The organism is Phycicoccus jejuensis (assembly GCF_044797865.1).
Lineage (GTDB): Bacteria > Actinomycetota > Actinomycetes > Actinomycetales > Dermatophilaceae > Phycicoccus > Phycicoccus jejuensis.
In genome coordinates, this window is sequence record NZ_CP085209.1 from 2,867,464 (window position 1) to 2,889,436 (window position 21,973).

A 21,973-nucleotide genomic window follows, 5' to 3' on the forward strand; every position below is an offset into this window, starting at 1 on the left:
CCGCCGGGTCACGCTCCGACCACCCACGGCTCACGGGCTAGCGCTGACGTGCGACAGGAACGGAGAGAGCGACGGGCAACGCAAGGGGTTCGAGCTCGTCCACGATGATCCGCGCCATCGTGTCGATCATCTCCGGCGTGTACCCCGTGCCATCGGTGTCGCACACCAGGACCAGGGCCTCGTCCTGGATGAAGGAGGTCACGCCCTCGACATGCATCCCGCCACCTTCGTGACCCTCGGGAGTGACCATCGAGAGCCGACTCATGAGGTGGGGCATGGCCGACACGAGCTGAGCGGGGAGATCGTCCTTCGAGCTGACACCGCGCTCGAGGCGAAGCTCGAACGTGGGCTCCCCCCAGAACGCGAGCAGCTCAGCACCAGGGTCGGGAACTTCCCCCACGGGCACCTCGACCGGAAGTCCGTTCGCCGGCAGCACTGACTTGAATCCCTGCCGTTCGTAGAGACGGTCCTGAACACGTACGTGCCTCATCGTGACGCTCCCCCTCGGATGCTGACGTCGGCCGGCCTTGGCAGGGCCCCCAGGGCGCACACGCTAACCGCGCCCCCGACGGGCGCGCAGGTGATCCTCCGGATCGAGGACGGTCACACGTGTCTTGCGTGGCTGGTCCATGCCGCAGGAGGTCGTAGACCTGTACCAGTGCGAGGTGCTGCGAGCAGCGGGCTGGCTACAGTCCCTCCGTGAAGATCTCCGAGCCCGTCCGGAGGAGCGATGGGCTCTCACAGAGCTCTGTACACCCAGGCCGCGCAGACGTGCTGTTGGGCGGGCTCGATCCGGCGTGGCCGTTCGTGTTGGTCGAGACCTGGGACGGCCAGTCGGACTGGCACGAGGCCGTCGTCGCCGTCGGTCCGCATGAGCTGCCCCGCAGGCGAACCGTCCGCCGGCACCAGTTCGACGTGCTGGTCGACCCCGCCGAGGCCCGCGAGATCGGGGTCCAGATTCGGGCGCAGGGCGCCGCTGGTGGCGGGTTTGCGTGCTTCCAGTTCCGCGAGCGACCGCGCGCCTCGTTCAGGTTGCCCGAGTGGTCGAGGGGACGGGCCGACGCCATGCGCGGACAGGGAGTGGAGATCGCGGTCGAGCTCCCCCACGACAACGAGGTGGCTGTGGTGTGGTCGCCGAAGGAGTCGACGTTGCTGGACTACCTCAGCCGTCTGACCTGACCCTCTGGGACGCACGGCCGGACCACGCGATCGCCTGTCGGTCCTTCCCCGTGCGTGAAACCATGCGGACGTGGCGAAGAAGGGGCAGCGAGCGAGGACGTTCGTCGAGCTCGCGGCCGAGCCCACGTGGTCGCAGACCGCAGCCGCTCGGACGGGCGCGCACGCCGTCCGCCCCGGCGCGGTGAACGCCGCCGGCGAGTTCTTCGACCCCGACGGCCGGCGTCTCACGCTCGTGGATGGCGACCTGGGTCCGGCGCAGGCCCAGCGGGCCGTCGACGCAGGGGCCCTGGTCGTGGCCGAGTGCTGCGGCTGCGGTGGGGGCTCGAGGGGCTGCACCCCCGTCTGGCTCGACGCACGCCAGGTGGGCTCGCTGCGCGGCGGGGCTCCCCCGGTGTTCACCGGCCGCCACCGCGCGCCCACGTGGCTGGAGCTGTGGACCGGACCCGAGACCGACGTCGTGTTCACCCACGGCGACGTGTCGTGGGGCGGAACGGCGCTGGGATAACCCCTCTGGCCGGCCGTCGCGAACCCGGCGCCCGGCGTCAGAGACCGAGGGCCTCGTGCACCTCGAGCGTGGCGGTCGAGCGGTTCATCGTGATGAAGTGCAGCCCCGGCGCGCCCTCGTCGAGGAGGCGGCGGCCGATCTCGACGGCGATCTCGACGCCGGCCGCCCGTACCGCCGCGGGGTCGTCCTTGACGACCTCGAGGCGCTCGACGACGCCGGGCGGCAGGGGCGTGCCCATGAGCTCGCTCATCCGCTGGATCTGCCGGTAGCTCGTGACCGGCATGAGCCCCGGCGTCACCGGCAGGTCGCGGCGGGCGGCGACCCGGTCGCGCAGACGCAGCCACGTGGCGGGGTCGAAGACCATCTGGGTGATGGCGAACTCGGCGCCGGCGTCGGCCTTGCGCACGAGCACCTCGACGTCGTGGTCGAGGTCGGGGCTGTCGGGGTGGACGTCGGGGAAGGCCGCGACGCCGAGCGTGAAGTCGCCGAGCCCGCGGACGAGCCGGACGAGGTCCTCGGCGTGGTCGAGGCCGTCCGGGTGGTTGCGCCACGTGCCGCGGACGTCGCCCGGCGGGTCGCCGCGCAGCGCGAGGACGTTGCGGACGCCGGAGTCGGCGTACTGGCCGACGACCCGGCGCAGGTCGGCGACCGACTGGTCGACGCACGTGAGGTGCGCGAGCGGGGTGAGCGAGGTCTCGTCGGCGATCCGGCCCGTGACCCGGACGGTGCGGTCCTGGCTCGTGCCGCCGGCGCCGTAGGTGACCGACACGAACGCCGGGCGGACCCGCTCCAGACGACGGATCGCGTCCCAGAGGAGCACCTCCGCGGCGTCGTCCTTCGGGGGGAAGAACTCGAAGCTGACGGCCGGGCGGGCATCCCGCAGGCGCGCCGGGATCGACGCGACGAGGTGCTCGGGGCGGCCGCCCCCGCCGAAGTGGGCCATGGCGGCGAGGGTACGCGAGGCGCGACACCGTAGGCTCGGGGGCACCAGCATCCGACCGTCGCCCGTCCGGCGCCGACCCCGCCCGAACCGCCGAGGAGCCACCGCGTGACCAGCGTGCTCGACACCGCCGACCTGCGCGGACGGGTCCAGCGCGTCCTCGACGACGAGCTGGCCGCGCAGGCGCGCGTCCTCGCCGAGCTCGGACCGGACGTCGAGGACCTGCTGCTGGCGATCGGCGACCTCCTGCGGGGCGGCAAGCGGCTGCGCGCCGCCTTCCTCTACTGGGGCGGTCGCGCCGCCGGGCTCCCCGACTCCGAGTCCCTCGTGCGCCTCGCCGCCGCGATGGAGCTGTTCCAGGCCGCGGCGCTCATCCACGACGACGTCATGGACGACTCCGACACCCGCCGCGGGATGCCCGCCGCCCACCGCGCGCTCGCCACCCGGCACGCCGACCGCGGCTGGTCCGGCGACGACGCCCGCTTCGGCCTCGCGGGCGCCGTGCTCGCCGGTAACCTCTGCCTCACGTGGACCGACGAGCTCTACGCGACGTGCGGGCTGCCGGACGCCGACGTCGCCCGCGGCCGCCCCGTCTTCGACCGGATGCGCACCCAGCTGATGGCCGGCCAGTTCCTCGACGTCGTCGAGTCGGTGCGCCCCTGGGCCGGCCTGCCCGACGACGAGCGCGTCGCCCGCGCCGGCCGGGTCATCCGCTACAAGAGCGCCAAGTACACGGTCGAGCACCCCCTCCTCATCGGCGCGACGGTCGGCGGGATGGACGCCGCCGGGCTCGACGCGCTCTCGCGCTACGGCCTCGACGTCGGGCGGGCGTTCCAGCTGCGCGACGACCTGCTCGGCGTCTTCGGCGACCCGGGCGAGACCGGCAAGCCCGCCGGCGACGACCTGCGCGAGGGCAAGCGCACCGTCCTCCTCGCGCACGCCCTCGCCGGCAGCGACGCCGGCGGGCGCGCCCGGGTCGAGGAGCTCGTCGGCCGCCCGGACCTCGCGGTCGGCGACGTCGACGAGCTGCGCGGCCTCATCACCGGCTCGGGCGCCGTGGGCGTCCTCGAGGACGAGATCGGGCGGCTCGCGGACTCCGCCCGGGCCGCGCTCGACGCCGCGCCCGCGCTGGACCCGCAGGCCCGCGAGGTGCTCCTCGAGCTCGTCGCGACCGCGACCGCCCGCCGCGCCTGAGGCGAGGGCCTAGAAGGCCTCCTCCATCGCCCGCCGGCGGACCTCGGTCTTGAAGCCGGCGCGGATGGCGTCGAGCGGCGTGCCGGGCACCGGCAGCGTGTCGTCCGGGGTGTGCAGCCAGCGGATGATCTCGGCGTCGTCCATCCCGCCGTCGGCGAGCACGGTGAAGGTGCCACGCAGCGCCGGCAGGGGCCCGTCGTCGTCGACGAAGCCCGCCGGGACCGAGACGACGTTGCGCTCGCCGCGGCGCACCGCGATGAGCTCGCGCTCCTCGAGGAGGGTGCGCACGTCCGAGAGCCGGCGGCCCAGCCGCTCGACGAGGTCGGGGACGGTCAGCCACTCGGGGACGAGGGCCTCGAGGTCGTCGCGGGCGTCGGGGCTCGTCGGGGTCTCGCTCACGCGGGCCAGCGTGCCACAGCCCGGGCCGGCGACGGGAGCAGCCCCGGGGCCGCCGAATCCCTTCCACACCACGCACACCAGCCGTCACTCCGGTACCTTGAGTCCCGGATATCACAGCCGAGACGCCCTCGCGCGCCCGACACCCCCGACGAAGGACCCCTCCGCATGGTCACCGCCGCTCCCCCGCCCGCCGCTCCCGCCGCCACGCTGCACGCCGTCGCCGCCCCGGGCCGGGTCGCCCCGCACGGCTGGACCGCGCACACCGTGCGCCCCGGTGAGACGCTCGACGGCATCGCGCAGCGCTACCGCACGACCGTGCGGGTCCTCGCGGCGCACAACCACCTGAAGAACCCTGGCACGATCCACCCCGGCGACCGGATCTCGGTCCCGCGCACCTCGGGCGGCGCCTCGTCGGCCAAGGCGGCGACCACCAGGAGCACCGTCCACGTCGTGCGCTCCGGCGACACCCTCAGCGGCATCGCGCAGCGCTACGGCGTCTCGCTCGCGTCCCTGCTCAAGGCCAACCACCGCTCCGCGAGCTCGTTCATCCACCCGGGCGACCGCCTGGTCGTCCGGGGCGGGAAGACCGCGTCGTCGTCGTCCTCCAAGGCCGCCGCCCGCTCGACGGCCCCCTCGACCAGGTCCTACACCGTGCGCTCCGGCGACACCCTGAGCGGCATCGCGGCCCGGTACGACACGACGGTCGGCGCGCTCGCCCGCGCCAGCGGCATCTCCACGGGTTCGCTGCTGCGGGTCGGCCAGCGCCTCAAGGTGCCCACGACCGCGGCGCACGCGGTCTCCGACACCTTCAACAGCGTGAAGTACCCCTCCGGCGTCGTCGCGGCCGCCCGCCGCAACCACGACCTCCTCGCGAAGCGCTCGGTCCCGAGCCGCACCGAGACCAAGCGGATCATCACCGAGACCGCCCGCCGGCACGGCGTCGACCCCCGCCTCGCGCTCGCCGTCGGCTACCACGAGTCGGGCTGGAACCAGCGGGCCGTCTCCTCCGCCAACGCCGTCGGCGTCATGCAGGTCATCCCCTCCGGTGGTGAGTGGGCCTCCTCGCTCGTCGGGCGGAGGCTCAACCTGCTGGACGCCCGCGACAACATCACCGCGGGGGTCGTGATGCTGCGTGCGCTCGGCCGCGCGGCCTCCAGCACCGACCAGGCGATCGCCGGGTACTACCAGGGCCTGGCGTCGGTCCAGCGCCACGGGATGTACTCCGACACCAAGGCCTACGTGCGCTCGATCAACCGCCTCCGCGCGACCATGTGACCGGCCGGTCGCGGGACGGGGGCAGGGTCGTGACTACGTACACTCCTACGGTGTCATCCACCGGCGACGCGCTCATCGGGCGCACCCTCGACGGCCGCTACCGCGTGCTGTCGCGCCTCGCCGACGGCGGGATGGCCACCGTCTACCTCGCCCTCGACGAGCGCCTCGAGCGCGAGGTCGCACTCAAGGTGATGCGACCGCACCTCGTCCACGACGACACCTTCGTCAGCCGCTTCCGGCGCGAGGCCCGCGCGGCCGCCTCGCTCTCGCACCCGAACGTCGTCGCGGTCTTCGACCAGGGCCAGGACGACGGGCACGCCTTCCTCGCGATGGAGTACGTGCCCGGCCAGACCCTCCGGGAGGTGCTGCACGCCGAGGGCTCGCTCTCGCCGCGCGCCGCGCTCGATCTCCTCGAGCCGGTCCTCATGGCGCTCGCCGAGGCCCACGGCAAGGGCCTGATCCACCGCGACGTCAAGCCCGAGAACGTCATCATCAACGACAACGGCACCGTCAAGGTCGCCGACTTCGGCCTGGCCCGCGCGGTCTCGAGCCAGACGATGACCAGCTCGTCCGGCGTCCTGCTCGGCACCGTCGCCTACCTCTCCCCCGAGCAGGTCGAGCGCGGGGTGGCCGACGCCCGCTCCGACGTCTACGCCGCCGGCCTCGTCCTCTTCGAGATGCTGACCGGCACCAAGGCCTTCACCGGCGAGACCCCCATCCACGTGGCCTACCAGCACGTGCACGGCGGCGTGCCGGCTCCGTCCGAGCGCGTCCCCGGCCTGCCCGCGTCGATCGACGAGCTCGTCGCCGAGGCGACCGCCCGCGACCCCGACGAGCGGCCGGCCGACGCCGCCGAGCTGCTCGCGCTGCTGCGCCGCACCCGCTCCGGCCTCAGCGCCGCCGACCTCGACGCGCGCCCCGCCGGGGTCGCCGCGGCCGCCGCTGCCAGCGTGCCGACCTCGACCGCGGCCCTGCCGGTGCGCGACCGCACGGCCCTCGCGCCCGCCTCCGACACCGCCCGCACGACCGCCATCGACGTCGGGGCGCGCCCGCTCGAGGGCGTCGTCGTCGACGACCGGCGCCGCCGGCCGCGCAACTGGTGGCCGGCCGCCGCCGCGTCGGTGCTCCTCGCCGCCGCGACCGCGTGGTTCTTCTTCCTCGGCCCCGGGGCGACCGCCACCGTGCCGTCCGTCGTCGACCGCCCGCAGGCGCAGGCCGTCGCGGCGCTGCGCTCGGCCGAGCTCGACGCCACCGTGCAGCAGGCGTTCTCCGAGGACGTCGCGAGCGGCACCGTCATGGACGTGCGCCCCGGCGTGGGCTCGACCGTCCGGCGTGGCAGCGACGTCGTCCTCACCGTCTCCAAGGGCAAGGAGCGCTACGCCGTGCCCGACCTCGCCGGGTCCACCCTCGCCGAGGCCCGCCGGCAGCTGGAGTCCGGCACGCTCGCCCTCGGCAAGGTCACCGAGGCGTTCTCCGAGAAGGTGCCTGACGGCCAGGTGGTCTCGACCTCGCCCAAGGCCGGGACGCAGCTCAAGCGGGACGCCGCCGTCGCGCTCGTCGTGTCCAAGGGGCGCCAGCCGATCTCGGTGCCGGACGTCACGGGCAAGGACGCCGCGGCGGCCACGAAGACGCTGGAGGACCTCGGCCTCGACGTCGACGCCTCCCGCCAGGAGAACAGCGACACCGTCGCCGCGGGCGACGTCATCAGCCAGTCCCCGCGCGACGGCACCCTGTACCGCGGCGACCAGGTCACCCTCGTGGTGTCCAAGGGGCCGGTGCTCGTCGACGTGCCGAACGTCATCGGCAAGCAGCTGCCGGAGGCCCGCCGCATCCTCGAGGGCGCCGGCTTCCAGGTCAAGGTCGAGCGGGCCCTCGGCGGCATCTTCGGCACCGTCCGCTTCCAGGACCCCGAGAACGGCAAGGCCCGCAAGGGCTCGACCGTCACGGTCACCATCGTCTGACGACGGTGACCACCTCCCCCCGGCTCGCCCGCGCGGCGACGCTGCTCCTGCTGTTCGTCACGGCCGTCTGGGGCTCGACCTTCTTCCTCATCCGCGACCTCGTCGAGACGGTGCCGCCGAGCGACTTCCTCGCGGTGCGCTTCGCGATCGCGGCCGTCGTGATGTTCGCCGTCTTCCGGCGGCAGACGCTGGCCCTCTCGCCCGCCGACCTGCGCCTCGGGGTCGCCCTCGGCGTGCTCTACGGCCTCGCACAGGTGCTGCAGACCGTCGGGCTCGCGCACACCGACGCGTCGGTGTCGGGGTTCGTCACCGGCACCTACGTCGTCCTCACGCCCGTGCTCGGCGCGCTGCTCCTGCGCGACCGCGTCGACGCCGTCACGTGGAGCGCCGTGGCCCTCACGACCGTCGGCCTCGCCGTGCTGTCGCTGCGCGGGCTGTCGGTCGGGTACGGCGAGGGCGTGACGCTCGCGTCGGCCGTGCTCTACGCCGGGCACATCATCGTCCTCGGCCGGTGGTCGACCCCGTCCGCCGCCGTCGGACTGGCGACCGTGCAGGCCGGCGTCATCGCGCTCGTCTGCGGGGTGGGGGCGGTCCCGGACGGTCTGACCCCGCCCTCCGGCGGCGGCCAGTGGGCCTCCGTGCTCTACATGGCCCTCGTCGCCGGCGCGGCGGCCCTCTGGGCACAGACCTGGGCGCAGGCGCACCTCACGGCGACACGCGCCGCCATCGTCATGGCGATGGAACCGGTGTTCGCGGCGTTCTTCGCGGTGCTGCTCGGCGGCGAGTCGGCCACGCCCCGGCTGCTGCTCGGCGGCGGGCTCGTCGTGGCGTCGATGTACCTCGTCGAGCTGCGCGGGATGCTCGCCCGCCGGCGCCGCCGGGGGGCCAGCGCCGCGGACGACCCGCCCGTCGAGGCGCTCCACCACGACGTCTGACGCCACCCGGGGGTCGAGGTGTCGCGACGTGCCGACGTACGGTCGTCGCACGGACGACGAGACGGGTGCCGTGGACGACGGTCCGGACCAGTGGAGCCTCGAGGCCAGGCAGGTCCTGCTGGCCCGCGCCGAGGAGGTACGGACCGCGATCAGTCGCTCCGTGGACGACGTCTCGACACTCGCAGGACACCAGGCCGAGCTCCCCGAGCTGTTCGACGTCTCGGATCGGCTGCGCTCCGTGGTGGGTGCGTTCGACGACGCCGCGTTCGACCTCACCGGCGTCTCCCCGTTGGGGTCGACGCCTGGGACCCCGGTCAGAGCTGGAAGAGCCGCACGCAGACGGCGTAGCAGCGCGCCACCGACTCCGGGTCGTGGTGCTCCCCCGGAGACTCACCGACGCGCCGCGCGCGCTCGCGCAGCGCCGCTCCCGGGTCGGGCGAGACGAGGTCGAGGCACAGCCCGGTGACGACGAGCCCCGCGTCGTGCTCGTCGAGGTCGTCGATCACCAGCCCGTCGTACAGCAGGGTCGCAGCCTCGCCGAAGACCTCCCGGGCCATCTCCCGGTCGACCCCCGGCCGGGCGTCGGCCACCCACTCGGCGGTCGCGAGGAACTGGTCGTAGGGCGGGTGGGTCGGCACGGGTCGCACGTTGCGAGGGTGGCACCGTGCCAGGCCCGCCGACAACCGGGTTCCTCCGCCGGGTGCCAGGCGTCAGGCCGCGGTGAGCACCTCGCGCGCCGCGGCGATGGCGGCCTCGGTGCCGGCGTCGTCGACGTCGAGGTGCCAGACCAGGCGGACGGCCCGCGGCCCGACCGAGTACGTCCGCACGCCGTGGGCGAGCAGCGCCTCGACGAACGCGGCCGAGGTCAGCCCGGCCGCGCCGACGTCGAGGACGACGATGTTGGTCTCGACGGTGGCGGGGTCGATGACCCCGGGCACCGCCTCGGCGCAGGCGTCGGCGAAGCGGCGTGCCCGGGCGTGGTCGTCGGCGAGCCGCTCGACGTGGTGCTCGAGGGCGTGCAGGCCGGCGGCCGCGAGGATGCCCACCTGGCGCATCCCGCCGCCGTAGCGCTTGCGCCAGATGCGCGCCTCGGCCATCGCGTCGGCGGACCCGACGAGGACCGAGCCCACGGGGGCGCCGAGGCCCTTGGAGAGGCAGACCGACACGGTGTCGAACTCGCGACCGTAGTCGGCCAGCGCCACCCCGGACGCCACGTGGGCGTTCCAGAGGCGCGCGCCGTCGAGGTGCATCGCCACGCCGAGAGCCGTTGTGGCAGAACGGACCTCGCGGATAGCCCCGATCGGCTGGACGGTGCCGCCGCCGAAGTTGTGCGTGTTCTCGACGACGACGAGCGAGGTCTCGACCTGGTAGGGACCGACCCCGGTCGTCACGAGCGACATCGGGCCGGCCGGGTCGAGCAGGCCGCGCTCGCTCGCCCAGGTGCGGCTCGTGATGCCCGAGAACACCGCTGCTGCACCGAGCTCCGCGCGCACGACGTGCGCCTGCTGGTCGGCGACGAGCTCGCGACCCGGTGCGACGTGCAGCCGCAGCCCGAGCTGGTTGGCCATCGACCCGGTGGGGGTGTACAGCCCCGCCTCGTGGCCGAGCAGGCCGGCGACCTTCTCCTCGAGGACGCGGACCGTGGGGTCCTCGCCGAAGACGTCGTCGCCGACGTCGGCGCGGGCCATCGCCTCGCGCATGGCGGGGGTCGGTCGGGTCAGGGTGTCGGACAGCAGGTCGGCGCGGATGGCGGCCACCTCTCGGGTCAGTCCTGCGAGAGCATCTCGGCGACGAGGAACGCCAGCTCGAGGCTCTGCTGGTGGTTGAGGCGCGGGTCGCAGACCGACTCGTACCGGGTCCCGAGGTCGGCGTCGAGGATCTTCTCCGACCCGCCGATGCACTCGGTGACGTCGTTGCCGGTCAGCTCGACGTGGATGCCGCCCGGGTGCGTCCCGAGGCCCTGGTGGACCTCGAAGAAGCCGCGCACCTCGTCGACGACGTCGTCGAAGTCGCGGGTCTTGAACCCGGACGCCGACGAGAACGTGTTGCCGTGCATCGGGTCGCAGACCCACGAGACCTGCGCGCCGGACGCCGTGACCTTCTCGACGATGGAGGGCAGCGCCTCGCGGATGCGGCCGGCGCCCATCCGGGTGATGAAGGTCAGCCGGCCGGGCTCGCGCTGCGGGTCGATGACGTCGATCATCCGCAGGAGGTCGTCGACGTCGGCGCCCGCGGACACCTTGACGCCCACCGGGTTGCGGACCTTCGAGACGAAGTCGATGTGCGCGCCGCCGAGGTCGCGGGTGCGCTCGCCGACCCAGATGAAGTGGCCCGAGGTGTCGTAGAGCTCGCCGGTGCGCGAGTCGACGCGCGTCATCGGTCGCTCGTAGTCGAGCAGCAGCGCCTCGTGCGCGGAGAAGAACTCGGTCGTGCGCATCGCGTCGAAGTCGGCGCCGCACGCCGACATGAAGCGCATCGCCTTGTCGATGTCCTTGGCGAGGTGCTCGTAGCGGGCGTTGGCCGCGTTGGCGACGAAGCCCTTGTTCCAGTCGTGGACGTGGCGCAGGTCGGCGAAGCCGCCGGTCGTGAAGGCGCGCACGAGGTTGAGCGTCGCGCTGCTCGCGTGGTACCCGCGGACCAGGCGCATCGGGTCCGGGCGGCGCGACTCGGCGGTGAACTCGTAGTCGTTGACCATGTCGCCGCGGTAGGCCGGCAGGGTCACGCCCTCGCGGGTCTCCTCGTCGCTCGAGCGCGGCTTGGCGTACTGCCCGGCCATCCGCCCGACCTTGACGACCGGCACCGACGCGCCGTAGGTGAGGACGGCGGCCATCTGGAGGATCGTCTTGACCCGGTCGCGGATGTTGTCGGCCGTCGCCGAGGTGAAGGTCTCGGCGCAGTCGCCGCCCTGGAGTACGAACGCCTCGCCGCGCGAGACGGCGCCCATCCGGGCCTTGAGGACGTCGCACTCCCCCGCGAACACGAGCGGCGGATAGGTCGCGAGCGTCCCGACGGCCTCGTCGAGGGCGGCGCGGTCGGGCCAGGTCGGCTGCTGCGCAGCCGGGAGGTCGGCACCGGCGGCGAGCCGCTGGAGGGGCGTGGAGGAGGTGGTCGTGCTCACGAGCGTCAATGGTAGGTGCGCGTCCGGCATCCGGGACACGTGGCCCGGATGCCGGATGGCCCCCGACGCCTCAGGTGGCCGCGGGGTCCTCGTCCTCGAGGCCGTGCGCGAGCGCGAACCGGACGAGCTCGACGCGGTTGTGCAGGTGCAGCTTGCCGAGGGTGTTCTGCACGTGGTTCTGGACCGTCCGGTGCGACAGCACGAGCTGCGCGGCGATCTCCTTGCTCGTCATCCCCGTCGCGACGAGGCGCAGGATCTCGGTCTCGCGGGCGGTCAGCTGCGGGATGGGCCGCTCGGGCGCGGACTCCGTCGGCTCCTCCGCCGCGCCGAGCCGACGGAACTCCCCGAGGACGAGCCCGGCGAGCCCCGGCGTGAAGACCGCCTCGCCGCGGGCCGTCGCGAGCACGGCGTCGAGGATCTCGCCGGGCGAGGCCGACTTCACGAGGTAACCGGTGGCACCGGCCTTGATCGCCGCGAGGACGTCCTGCTGCTCGCCGCTCGCGGAGAGGATGAGCACGCGCGTCGGCAGGTCGCCGAGGGCCCGGCACACCTCGTCGCCGCGCATCCCCGGCAGGTTGAGGTCGAGGACGAGGACGTCGGGGGTCGTCGCGCGGGTGCGCCGCACGGCCGCCGGTCCGTCCGCGGCGGTGCCGACGACCTGCACGCCGCGGGCCACGAGGTCGCGCTCGAGCGCGGAGAGCCAGAGCGGGTGGTCGTCGGCGACGAGCACCCGGGGGGCGGTGTCCGTCCGGGTCGTCGGGGCGTCGGTCACGGCTGCTCCTGGGCTCGGCGCGGGACGGTGAGGTGCACGGTGCATCCTGCCCCGGGACGCGTGGTCCACGTGGCGGTTCCGCCGAGGTCCTCGACCCGGCCGCGGATGGACGACGAGACCCCCAGCCGGCCACGGGAGGAGGCGGACACGAGCTCGGCGAGCTCGGCGCCCGCGCCGTCGTCACGGACGGTCAGCTCGACGCCGGTCGCGTCGCCCTCGAGGAGCACCCAGGCGCGGGCCCCGGGACCGGCGTGCCGCTCGACGTTGTCGAGGACCGCCGAGAGCGCGGCGTCCAGCTCGTGGGCGACCTGCGGGTCGACGAGCAGCGGGTCGCCGGGCACGGCCACCCCGACGCCGGGGCGCTCGTGGGCGGTGACGAGCAGGCGCAGGTCGACCTCGGCGCCCTCGACGCCGTGGAGGTCGACGGGCGCCTCGCCCGGTGCGCCCGCCCCCGAGACGAAGCGGCGCAGCGCCCGCTCCTGGTCGGCGGCGAGGTCGGCGAGCTCCTGCGCCGGACCGCCGAGCTCGACGCCCCGGCGGTGGATCCACGCGAGGGACTGCAGCACGCCGTCGTGCACGACGCGGGCGATGCGCTCGCGCTCGCGCAGCCGCTCGCGCTCGAGCAGCACCTGCTCCTCCCGGGCGAGTCCGGAGCGGGCGAGGTCGACGGCGAGGCCGATGAGCCCGCCGAGGAGGACGAGGATGACGATGTTGTGCACGGTCGCCTGCGTCGGGCGGCCGGCGATCTCGACGAGGTCGGCGGCGGCGATGACGAGGGCTGACAGCAGCCCGCCCCGGGCCCCGGCGACGACCGCGCTGCCCGCGACCGACCCGGCCGCCCACACGGTCGGCAGCGTGTACTGGCCGGCGCTGACCGCGTCCATCCCGTCCGCGAGCGGCGTCGCGAGGATGGCGAGGACGGCGATGGCGACCTCGACCCCGACGACGACCCGGCTGCGCCGCCGGTAGAGCAGCAGCCCGAGCGACCACACCGCGAGGACGCCGATGACGAGGACGGCGACCCATGGCCGGACCATGTCGTCGCGGCGGGTCCACGCGAGGAAGGCCGCGTAGGCGGTGCCGATCGGGCGGAAGACGTCGAGCCCGCGCAGGAAGGCCTCGACGACGACCGGCTCGCGGCGGCCGGTGCGGGGTGAGCGCGGTCCGAGGACTCCCACGTGCGCCTCAGCTCGCGCGACGCTCCGGACCGGCGTCGCCCTCCAGCCCCTCGGCGTCGAGCGCGGCCTCGAGCTCGGTCGCGGCGCGCCCGGGGGTGGCGGCCTCGGCGGCCTCCTTGGCCTTGTTCTTCTTCTCGCGGGCGATGCGGTCCTTCATCGCCGTCGCGTACATGTCGACGTACTCCTGCCCGGAGAGCTCCATCAGCGCGTACATGATCTCGTCGGTGACCGAGCGCAGGACGAAGCGGTCGCCCTCCATCCCCTCGTAGCGCGAGAAGTCGAGGGGCTCGCCGATCCGGACGCCGATGCGCACGAGCTTGGGGACCTTCGTGCCCGTGGGCTGCGCCTTGTCGGTGTCGATCATCGCGACGGGGATGACCGGGACGCCGGCCTCGAGGGCCATCCGGGCGACGCCGGTGCGGCCCTTGTACAGGCGACCGTCGGGGCTGCGGGTGCCCTCGGGGTAGAGACCGAGGATCTCGCCGCGGTGCAGGACACGCAGGCCGGAGGTGAGCGCGGCCTCGCTCGCCCGGCCGCCGGAGCGGTCGATCGGCAGCTGGCCGACGCCCTTGAAGAACGCCGCCGTGAGCCGGCCCTTGAGGCCGACGCCGGTGAAGTAGTCGGCCTTGGCGAGGAAGGTCATCCGGCGCGGCACGACGAGCGGCAGGAAGATCGAGTCGCTGAAGGAGAGGTGGTTGCTCGCGAAGATCGCGGCCCCCTCCTCGGGGATGTTCTCCTCGCCCTCGACCCAGGGCCGGAACAGGAGGCGGAGGATCGGCCCCAGGACGACCGTCTTCAGCACCCAGTAGAACACCGATCCACCCTTCCGCGTCTGTGCCGGGAAGCCTAGTGCACCCCCGCGGTGTTGCTCCCCCCGTCACGGACGACGGGCGACCCCTTCGCTCGCACAGGAGGCCGTGCGAAGATCATGCCCTGCCCCGGACCCCCAGGAGTGACCGTGAACGAGCGGCCAGGCGAGATGGACGAGCGCGACGTCGACGAGCGCTTCGCGTCCATCGTGGCGGCGTGGGACGGGGCCCTCCCCTCGGCCGACGACCCCGAGGTCGACGAGACCCCCACGGCCCGGGACGCCGCTCCCGCGCAGGACGACCCGGACGAGCCCGCCGCGTCGACGCCGACCCCGCCCGCGACGCGTCCGCCGTGGGTCAACCCGCCGGTCGACGTCGTCGTCCCCGCCTCCGCGTGGCGCGCCGCCGAGCCTGCGCCCGAGCCCGCCGAGGCCGCCGCGGAGGATCCGGACGACGACGAGCACTACGACCCGCCCGCCGTCGAGCTCCCCCCGCAGGAGGACCTGCACTTCTGGGGCGCGGTCGTCGGCCTCGTCGCCGGGCCGCTCTGCCTGCTCTACGTCGCGCTGGCCCGGCCCTTCCACAGCACCCGCTGGTTCGTCGCCGGGCTCGTGCTCTCGCTGGCCGGCTTCGCGCTGCTCGTCCTGCGCCAACCCCGCCACCGCGACGACAGCGACGACGGCGCCCGCGTCTGACGCTCGGGCTCAGCCGACCTCGAGGTCGACCCAGGCGGGGCGGTGGTCGCTCGCCCGCGCCCACACCGCCTCCGGGACCGCGACCTCGCGGAAGGGCAGGACTCGCAGCCCGGGAGACGCGAAGAGGACGTCGAGGCGGCTGCGCGGTGACCGCGCCGGGAAGGTCGGGACGTGCGGGCCCGCGACGCCGAGCCGGTCCGGCTGCGCGACCCGGCGGAACGCCTCCCCGTCCTCGCCCTCGTTGAGGTCGCCGGCGACGACGAGCGGCTCGACCCCGTCGAGCGCGGCGAGGACCGCCTCGACGTGGCGCACCCGCTCGGCCGCGCGCAGGGACAGGTGCAGCGACACGGCCGTCACCTCGTGCCCGCCCGGCAGGCGGACGGTCGCCCGCGCCCAGCCCCGGGTGCGGTCGGGCCAGCGCACCGGCAGGCGGTGGTGGGACGCGTCGAGCAGCTCGACGTGCGGGGCGGTGAGCACGGTCGTCCCGCCGCTCCCCCGCTGCCGGCCGCTCCAGCGCATCCCGCAGGCGTCGGCGAAGCGCCGCAGCCGCCACGGCGCGAGCAGGCGCCGGGGCACCTCCTGGAGGCAGAGCACGTCGGGGTCGACGGCACGCACGAGCCGGGCGGCGAGCCGGTGGTCGTCGAGGAAGTCGCGCGTGTTGTACGTCGCGACCCGGAACCGCTCGACCGGCACGGCGTCCGGTCAGCCGGCGGGCGGCGCGTCGCCGGCTGCCGGACCGGACGCGTGGTCGGCCGCGTCGGCCCAGGCGAGGTCCGCCGCCCCGACCCGCGCGAGGTCCGCGGCCCCGACGAGGCCCGCCTCGTTGCCGAGCTGCGCGGCGACGATCGTCGCCTCCGGGCGGTAGCCGCGGCCGGTCAGCTGGCGCCGGAAGGCCTCGCGCGCCGGGCCGAGGAGGAGCTCGCCGGCCGCGCTCACGCCGCCGCCGATGACGAAGGTGCCCGGGTCGAGCGCCGCGGCGAGGTCGGCCATCCCGACCCCGAGCCAGCGGCCGATCTCGCCGAGCAGCTCACGGGCCAGCGCGTCGCCGTCGCGCGCGGCCTCGGTGACGAGCGGACCGGTCAGCTCGCTGGGGTCACCGCCCACGCGCTCGAAGAGGTCCGAGACGACCGGGCTGCCGGCCGACATCAGGGCGCGCGCCTCGCGGACCAGCGCGTTGCCGGAGGCGTACTGCTCCCAGCACCCGCGGTTGCCGCACTCGCAGCGGATGCCGTCCGGCACGACCTGCATGTGCCCGAACTCGCCCGCGATGCCGAAGCGGCCGCGCACGACCCGGCCGTCGAGGACGATGCCGCCGCCGATGCCGGTGCCGAGGTTGACCATGACGAGGTGGCTCTCGCCGCGGCCGGCGCCGAAGCGGTGCTCGGCCCACACCGAGGCGTTGGCGTCGTTGTCGACGAAGATCGGCATCGCGAGCCGCTCGCCGAGGGCCGCGCGCAGCGGCTCGTTGCGCCACGAGAGGTGCGGGGCGAAGACGACGGTCGCGCGGTCGGCGGCGACGAAGCCCGCGGCGCCGATGCCGACGGCCACGACCTCCTCGCTGCCCGCGCCGAGCAGCTCCTCGACCGCGGAGACGATGGTGTCCTCGACGACCCGCGGGCTCGTCGAGCGGTGCGGGGTGTCGCGGCGGGTGCGGCGCAGCACGGCGCCGCTGCCGTCGACGAGGCCGGCGGCCACCTTGGTGCCGCCGATGTCGACACCGACCGCGAGGGGTCCCTCAGCCACGGTCGCCTCCCTGCTGGTCGTCGTGGGCCCGCCCGCGGGCGGAGGCGAGGTCACCGAGGACGGCGGCGGCGAAACCTGCCAGCTCGGCGAGCGTTCCGAGCGTCTCGGGACTGAGCTGGCGGACGAAGGCCGAGGCCCGGCACACCGGGCACCACTGGCACACCGGGTCGTCGCACGAGAACGTCTCGGCGGCAGGCGGGTCGGTGCGGGTGTCGTCCGCGGCCGGCGCTCCGGTGGCTCCGGCGCCCGCCGCGGAGTCGCGACCGGCGCGGCGCAGGCTCTCGAGGAGGCGCCCGGCCTCCTCGGCGACGCTCCCGACGTCCTCGTGCCAGCGCTGCGCGGTCATCGTGGCGATCAGCCCTCGACGCGCTTCTTCAGCTCGCTGAGCGCGGCGTCGATGATGAGCTTCTCGGCCTTGCGCTTGAGCATCCCGATCATCGGGATGGTGAGGTCGACCTCGAGGTCGTAGGTGACCCGGGTGCCGGCGCCGACGGCCTCGAGGGTGTAGCTGCCGGTGAGGCCCTTGAGCAGCGAGGCGCGCACGAGGTGCCACGAGATCACGCCGGTGCCGTCCTCGGCGACCGCCCAGTCGTACTCGAGCACGTACTGGTCCTTGATCGCGCCCGCGTCGAGGGTGAACTCGACCTGGTCGGCCCAGCCGTCGCCGTCCTCGGTGAGGACCGAGCACGCCTTGACCTGCTCGGCCCACTCGGGGTAGTCCTCGAACGCCGCGATGACGTCGAGCACCTCGCCCGGGGAGGCGGCGATCTCGGTGGAGGAACGGGTGCGGTCGGCCATGGCACCGCAGGCTACCCGTAGGCCGGGGCCTAGAGTTGGGGGGCTTCCCCACCCGAGACCGAAGGAGTCCGACGGTGCACGAGACCTTCACGCCCCTCGTCCTGCCCGCGACGAACGAGGGCACGCTGGGAGACCTCCCGGCCCGTCTGGCGGCGGACCGTCCCGGGCGGGTGGCGTTCTCGGTCCGCTCCGGCGCGGGGTGGACCGACGTCACGAGCGCGACGTTCGCCGCGGAGGTCGCGGCGCTCGCCAAGGGGTTCCTCGCCGCCGGCATCGGGGTCGGCGACGTCGTGGGGATCATGAGCCGCACCCGGTACGAGTGGACCCTCGCCGACTTCGCCCTCTGGGCCGCCGGCGCCGTGCCCGTCCCCATCTACGAGACCTCCTCCCCCGACCAGGTCGAGTGGATCCTCGGCGACTCCGGCGCGGTCGGCGTGCTCGTCGAGTCCGAGTCCCACCTCGCGGCGATCGAGCGGGTCCGTGGGCGCCTGCCCGGCCTCGCGCACGTCTGGGTGCTCGACCACGGCGACGTCGACACGCTGAGCCGCGACGGGGCCGACGTCGAGGACCGCGAGCTGGTCGAGCGCCGCACGGGGATGGACCGCGACTCGCTCGCCACCGTCATCTACACCTCGGGCACGACCGGTCGCCCCAAGGGCGTCGAGCTGACGCACGGCAACTTCCTCACCCTCGCCGAGAACACCGCCGAGCAGATCGCGGCGGTCGTCAAGGCCGACGGCGCCTCGACCCTCCTCTTCCTCCCGCTCGCCCACGTCTTCGCGCGCTTCATCGAGGTGCTCGCGGTGACCGCCGGTGTGCGGATGGGCCACTCGTCGGACCTCAAGACGCTGATGGACGACTTCGCGTCGTTCCGGCCGACCTTCATCCTCGCCGTGCCGCGGGTGTTCGAGAAGGTCTACAACAGCGCCGAGGCCAAGGCGGAGGCCGGCGGCAAGGGCAAGATCTTCGCCGGAGCGGCCGCAACCGCCATCGCCTGGTCCGAGGCGCTCGACACCGGCTCGGTCCCGCTCGGGCTGCGCGTCAAGCACGCCGTCTTCGACAAGCTCGTGTACGCCAAGCTGCGCGACGCGATGGGCGGCCGGGTGCAGTACGCCGTCTCGGGCGGCGCGCCGCTCGGGACGCGGCTGGGGCACTTCTTCCGCGGCATCGGCGTCTCGATCCTCGAGGGCTACGGCCTGACCGAGACCACCGCCCCGGCGTGCGTCAACCTCCCCGACGCGATGCGCATCGGCACGGTCGGTCCGCCGCTGCCGGGCGTCGACCTCAAGATCGCCGACGACGGCGAGATCTGCATCAAGGGGGTCAACGTCTTCCGCACCTACCGCGGCAACGACGACGCGACGAAGGAGTCGGTGCGCGACGGGTGGTTCCACACCGGCGACATCGGCGAGCTCGACGAGAAGGGCTACCTGCGGATCACGGGCCGCAAGAAGGAGATCCTCGTGACGGCCGGCGGCAAGAACGTCGCGCCCGCCGTCCTCGAGGACCGCCTGCGGGCACACCCGCTCGTCAGCCAGTGCATCGTCGTCGGCGACGGCAAGCCGTTCATCGGCGCGCTCGTGACGCTCGACGAGGAGATGTACCCCGCCTGGGCCGCGAACCACGGGCTCGACGACCTGCCGTTCTCGAAGGCGAAGGACGACCCGCGCATCCAGGCAGAGATCCAGCGGGCCGTCGACGACGCGAACACCGCTGTCTCCAAGGCGGAGTCGATCCGCAAGTTCGTCGTCCTCGACGCCGACTTCACGGAGGAGTCGGGCCACCTCACGCCGTCGCTCAAGCTCAAGCGCAACGTGGTGATGCGCGACTTCGGCGACGAGGTCGACGCGCTCTACGGTGGCTGAGCCCGCGGCCGGGCGCCCCGCGCCGGGAGTGCGGGCGGCGGCACCCGCTGTCGTCCTCGCCGTCGCCTGGCTCGCCTGGTTCGGGGTCGCGCAGTGGAGCGTCGTGCGCTTCCGGGTACCGATCCTCCTCGTCCTCACGGCGGGGACGGCGCTGCTCGCGTGGTGGCTCGTCCGCCGGGTCGAGGTGCCCCTGCCCCGGTGGCTCGCACCGGTGCTCGTCCTGGGCTCGGTCGTGCTCACGCTCACCGTCCCGCTGTTCTCGTACCTGCGCGGCGGGTGGCTGACGGCGGCGCTCGCCGTCGTCGCGGTGGGCGGCGTGGCGCTCGCCGGCCTGCTCCTCGTCCGCGCGCCGTGGGGTCCGCCCGCGGTGCTGGGCGGGGCCGCCCTGACCCACACCGTGCTCGCCTCGGTCGCGGTGCTCGGGGACCGTGCACCGAAGATCGACGTGTGGGTCATCCTCCAGCAGGGCGCCGACGTCTCGGCCCGCCTCGGCAACGTCTACACGGCGCAGTGGAGCGGCTCCCCCGGTGTGCAGGACCACTTCACGTACCTGCCGTGGATGATGGTCCTCACCGCGCCGGGGCGCTGGGTCGCCGGCGACGTGCGCTGGATGATGCTCGTCTGGACCCTGGTGCTGCTGGCCGGTCTCTGGTACCTCGCCGGCGGCACGCCCTCGGGCCGGGCGCGGGCGGCGGCCGCGGCCGCGGTGCTCGTCGTCGCGCCGGGCACCATCACCCAGGTCGACCAGGCCTGGACCGAGCCCGTGCTCGCCGCCCTCCTCGTCTGGTGGGCCGCGCTCGTCCGCCGCGGGCACGCCTGGTGGGCCGTCGTGCCGCTCGCCCTGGCCTGCGCGAGCAAGCAGCACCTCGCCCTCGTCGCCCCGGTGCTCCTCGTGTGGCAGCCGTTCGGCTGGCGGCGCACTCTCGCCACCGGCGGCCTCGCGGGCGTCCTCGTCCTGCCGTGGCTCGTGGCCGACCCGGCGGCGTTCGTCGACGACACCGTGACGACCCTGCTCACCTTCCACCCGATCCGGTTCGCCAACACCTGGTACCTGTACTTCCTCAACGTCCACGGCGTGGCGCTGCCGTTCGCCGTCACCGGGCTCGCGATGCTCGCCGCGGTCGGCGGCGCGATGTGGGCCGTGTGGCGGCGCCGGCCCCCGGTCGGCGAGGTGCTGCGCTGGGCCGCGCTCGTGCTCGCCGTCGCGAACCTCGTCAACAAGCAGGCGTTCTACAACCAGTTCTGGCTGGTGGCGGCGCTCGTGCTGGCGTCGGTCCTCGTGCCCTCCGGGGCCGACGACGACGCAGCCGGGCGCGGCGACCCGGACGCGCTCAGCGCGCGAGGTCGTCGAGGCGCTGACGCCACAGCCGCGTGAGCGCCTGACGGTCGAGCCCCGCGACCTCCGGCAGGGCGGTGTCGCAGATGCGTTCGGCAGCCTGCTCACCGCCGGTGGAGGCACAGGCCCGCAGCAGCCGGTCCAGGCCGGCCTCGCCCCGCCGGTCGGCGAGGAGCTCGACGGCCTGCCACGCGGCGAGGTAGGTGACCTCGAGCGACCCACCGGCGGCGAAGGCGGCCGCGTCCGGGAGGTCCCGGGGTGCGGCGCCGGCCCGGACGGCGGCGGTCAGCGGCGCGAGCAGGTCCGTGACGGGGACGTCGGCCCCGGCGTACCCGACGTGGTCGGCGTAGCCCTCCGAGAGCCACGTGGGCAGGGCGCCCGGCAGCGTGGCGCGGACGGCGACGTGCGCCAGCTCGTGGGTGAGGACGACGGCGCGCCCGGTCCGGGTCAGGCGCGCGTGCGCCGAGGGGTCGAGCACGACGCGGTCGCCCGTGGCCCGACCGTCCTCGCCCGTCGGGCCGTCGGTGCTCGCGCCCACCCCGTCGTCCGCGGCCGCACCGAGGAGCGCCTCGCCCTCGGCCACCGTCGCCGGGGCGAGGACGAGCACTCGGCCCGGGGTGCGTGACCAGCGGCGGGCCAGACCCGGCAGCGCGTCGTCGACCGTCCGGCCGGCGGCGTCGAGGTCGGCGGACGGCAGGGTGCCGGCGACGACGGCGTGCGTCGTGCGTCGGACGGTGAGGCCCGGCATCGCCGTCCACGGCGGCGCCTGGGCCCCGGGGGCGGAGGCCTCGGACGCGACGAGCCAGCGGTCGCCGTCCCGCACGACGCCGTAGCGGGTGCGGGCCGTCCGGTCACCGCGGTCGAGGCCCGCAAGGCGGTAGCGGACCCCGACGTCGACGGCGGAGGGGTCGTCGACGGGTGCGACGACGTCGTGGGCGAGGCGGTCCGGGCGCAGCGCGCGGGTGGCGTCGAAGGCGGCCAGCTGGGCGCGGCCGGCGGCACCGTCGGGGTCGGCGACGGTGGCGCGGAACGCGTCCCGGTCACCGTCGAGGACGGCGGCGTCGCGGCGCGCGAGGAGCTCGTCCAGGGCGGTGGCGGTGGCCGAGGCGGTGTCGACCTCGGGAGAGCCGGTCGGGGTCGCGGTCCGCGGTGCGACCCGGGGTGGCGACGCGTCGCCCCCGCTGCAGCCGGCCAGGAGCACCAGCCCGACGACCGCCGCCGTCAGCGGGCGGGACGGGCGGTGGGCGGGCACCGCGTCATCGTACGGAGAA

The 21,973-nt window shown here is 74.5% G+C and carries 23 protein-coding genes; 9 read left to right on the forward strand and 14 right to left on the reverse strand.

Annotation, left to right across the window (positions count from 1 at the left end):
* Window positions 1-37: 37 nt before the first annotated feature.
* The gene (locus LG324_RS13640; RefSeq protein ID WP_404348713.1) at window positions 38-436 is read right to left on the reverse strand and encodes a hypothetical protein; all 399 of its coding nucleotides are present in this window, start codon (window positions 434-436) and stop codon (window positions 38-40) included.
* A gap of 263 nt (window positions 437-699) precedes the next feature.
* Between LG324_RS13640 and LG324_RS13645 the strand changes: the two genes are divergently transcribed.
* Window positions 700-1,179: a hypothetical protein gene (locus LG324_RS13645; RefSeq protein WP_404348714.1), complete on the forward strand. Its 480-nt coding sequence runs from the start codon at window positions 700-702 to the stop codon at window positions 1,177-1,179.
* Window positions 1,180-1,249: 70 nt separating this feature from the next.
* Window positions 1,250-1,684 (forward strand): hypothetical protein, encoded by a 435-nt coding sequence (locus LG324_RS13650; protein ID WP_404348716.1) that lies wholly within the window; start codon window positions 1,250-1,252, stop codon window positions 1,682-1,684.
* Window positions 1,685-1,721: 37 nt separating this feature from the next.
* On the opposite strand, the gene LG324_RS13655 is transcribed toward LG324_RS13650, so the two are convergent.
* Entirely contained in the window at window positions 1,722-2,627 is a 906-nt protein-coding gene (locus LG324_RS13655) for a methylenetetrahydrofolate reductase (RefSeq protein WP_404348717.1), read from the reverse strand.
* A gap of 105 nt (window positions 2,628-2,732) precedes the next feature.
* On the opposite strand from LG324_RS13655, the gene LG324_RS13660 reads away from it, so the two are divergent.
* Window positions 2,733-3,818, forward strand: a complete 1,086-nt coding sequence (locus LG324_RS13660) for a polyprenyl synthetase family protein (protein WP_404348718.1) — start codon at window positions 2,733-2,735, stop codon at window positions 3,816-3,818.
* A gap of 9 nt (window positions 3,819-3,827) precedes the next feature.
* On the opposite strand, the gene LG324_RS13665 is transcribed toward LG324_RS13660, so the two are convergent.
* Entirely contained in the window at window positions 3,828-4,217 is a 390-nt protein-coding gene (locus tag LG324_RS13665; protein ID WP_030528960.1) for an Rv2175c family DNA-binding protein, read from the reverse strand.
* Window positions 4,218-4,382: 165 nt separating this feature from the next.
* Here LG324_RS13665 and LG324_RS13670 point away from each other — a divergent pair, with 165 nt between their 5' ends.
* The 3 genes from LG324_RS13670 to LG324_RS13680 are packed head-to-tail and all read left to right on the forward strand — an operon-like array spanning window position 4,383 to window position 8,388.
* Window positions 4,383-5,492 carry a LysM peptidoglycan-binding domain-containing protein gene (locus LG324_RS13670; RefSeq protein WP_404348720.1) on the forward strand — a complete coding sequence of 370 codons (1,110 nt, stop codon included), beginning with the start codon at window positions 4,383-4,385 and terminating at the stop codon, window positions 5,490-5,492.
* 50 nt (window positions 5,493-5,542) lie between these two features.
* Entirely contained in the window at window positions 5,543-7,453 is a 1,911-nt protein-coding gene (pknB, locus tag LG324_RS13675) for a Stk1 family PASTA domain-containing Ser/Thr kinase (RefSeq protein WP_404348722.1), read from the forward strand.
* Between the two features lie 5 nt (window positions 7,454-7,458).
* Entirely contained in the window at window positions 7,459-8,388 is a 930-nt protein-coding gene (locus LG324_RS13680; protein WP_404348724.1) for a DMT family transporter, read from the forward strand.
* 314 nt (window positions 8,389-8,702) lie between these two features.
* Here the strand turns inward: LG324_RS13680 and LG324_RS13685 are convergent, their stop codons facing one another.
* The 6 genes from LG324_RS13685 to LG324_RS13710 form a co-directional block, all read right to left on the reverse strand.
* Window positions 8,703-9,035, reverse strand: coding sequence for a hypothetical protein (locus LG324_RS13685; protein WP_157577636.1), 333 nt, complete (start codon window positions 9,033-9,035; stop codon window positions 8,703-8,705).
* A 63-nt stretch (window positions 9,036-9,098) separates the two neighbouring features.
* Window positions 9,099-10,145, reverse strand: coding sequence for a threonine aldolase family protein (locus tag LG324_RS13690; protein WP_404348726.1), 1,047 nt, complete (start codon window positions 10,143-10,145; stop codon window positions 9,099-9,101).
* A gap of 8 nt (window positions 10,146-10,153) precedes the next feature.
* Window positions 10,154-11,506 (reverse strand): class II 3-deoxy-7-phosphoheptulonate synthase, encoded by a 1,353-nt coding sequence (locus LG324_RS13695; protein ID WP_404348728.1) that lies wholly within the window; start codon window positions 11,504-11,506, stop codon window positions 10,154-10,156.
* A gap of 70 nt (window positions 11,507-11,576) precedes the next feature.
* Entirely contained in the window at window positions 11,577-12,278 is a 702-nt protein-coding gene (locus LG324_RS13700; RefSeq protein ID WP_404348730.1) for a response regulator, read from the reverse strand.
* Entirely contained in the window at window positions 12,275-13,456 is a 1,182-nt protein-coding gene (gene macS / locus LG324_RS13705; RefSeq protein ID WP_404348732.1) for a MacS family sensor histidine kinase, read from the reverse strand. The genes LG324_RS13700 and macS overlap by 4 nt, the downstream gene beginning before the upstream one ends.
* Before the next feature lie 7 nt (window positions 13,457-13,463).
* Window positions 13,464-14,270 (reverse strand): 1-acyl-sn-glycerol-3-phosphate acyltransferase, encoded by an 807-nt coding sequence (locus LG324_RS13710; RefSeq protein WP_030528951.1) that lies wholly within the window; start codon window positions 14,268-14,270, stop codon window positions 13,464-13,466.
* Between the two features lie 144 nt (window positions 14,271-14,414).
* Between LG324_RS13710 and LG324_RS13715 the strand changes: the two genes are divergently transcribed.
* On the forward strand, window positions 14,415-14,960 hold the full coding sequence (locus tag LG324_RS13715; protein ID WP_404348734.1) for a hypothetical protein: 546 nt from the start codon (window positions 14,415-14,417) through the stop codon (window positions 14,958-14,960).
* 9 nt (window positions 14,961-14,969) lie between these two features.
* On the opposite strand, the gene LG324_RS13720 is transcribed toward LG324_RS13715, so the two are convergent.
* From LG324_RS13720 to LG324_RS13735, 4 genes are read right to left on the reverse strand one after another with little or no spacing between them, the layout of a single operon-like run.
* Entirely contained in the window at window positions 14,970-15,653 is a 684-nt protein-coding gene (locus tag LG324_RS13720) for an endonuclease/exonuclease/phosphatase family protein (protein WP_404348736.1), read from the reverse strand.
* 9 nt (window positions 15,654-15,662) lie between these two features.
* A complete protein-coding gene (locus LG324_RS13725; protein ID WP_211251020.1) occupies window positions 15,663-16,703 on the reverse strand; it encodes an ROK family glucokinase in 1,041 nt (346 codons plus the stop codon).
* Window positions 16,696-17,049, reverse strand: a complete 354-nt coding sequence (locus LG324_RS13730) for a hypothetical protein (RefSeq protein WP_404348740.1) — start codon at window positions 17,047-17,049, stop codon at window positions 16,696-16,698. Before LG324_RS13730 ends, LG324_RS13725 begins: the two co-directional genes overlap by 8 nt.
* Window positions 17,050-17,057: 8 nt before the next feature.
* A complete protein-coding gene (locus tag LG324_RS13735; protein WP_030528946.1) occupies window positions 17,058-17,501 on the reverse strand; it encodes an SRPBCC family protein in 444 nt (147 codons plus the stop codon).
* A 74-nt stretch (window positions 17,502-17,575) separates the two neighbouring features.
* Here LG324_RS13735 and LG324_RS13740 point away from each other — a divergent pair, with 74 nt between their 5' ends.
* Together LG324_RS13740 and LG324_RS13745 are read left to right on the forward strand one after the other, a co-directional pair.
* Window positions 17,576-19,366: an AMP-dependent synthetase/ligase gene (locus LG324_RS13740; RefSeq protein ID WP_404348742.1), complete on the forward strand. Its 1,791-nt coding sequence runs from the start codon at window positions 17,576-17,578 to the stop codon at window positions 19,364-19,366.
* The gene (locus tag LG324_RS13745) at window positions 19,359-20,741 is read left to right on the forward strand and encodes a hypothetical protein (protein ID WP_404348744.1); all 1,383 of its coding nucleotides are present in this window, start codon (window positions 19,359-19,361) and stop codon (window positions 20,739-20,741) included. Before LG324_RS13740 ends, LG324_RS13745 begins: the two co-directional genes overlap by 8 nt.
* Here LG324_RS13745 and LG324_RS13750 read toward each other — a convergent pair.
* The gene (locus LG324_RS13750; RefSeq protein WP_404348746.1) at window positions 20,698-21,954 is read right to left on the reverse strand and encodes a hypothetical protein; all 1,257 of its coding nucleotides are present in this window, start codon (window positions 21,952-21,954) and stop codon (window positions 20,698-20,700) included. The two genes, LG324_RS13745 and LG324_RS13750, sit on opposite strands and share 44 nt — an antisense overlap.
* Window positions 21,955-21,973: the final 19 nt, after the last annotated feature.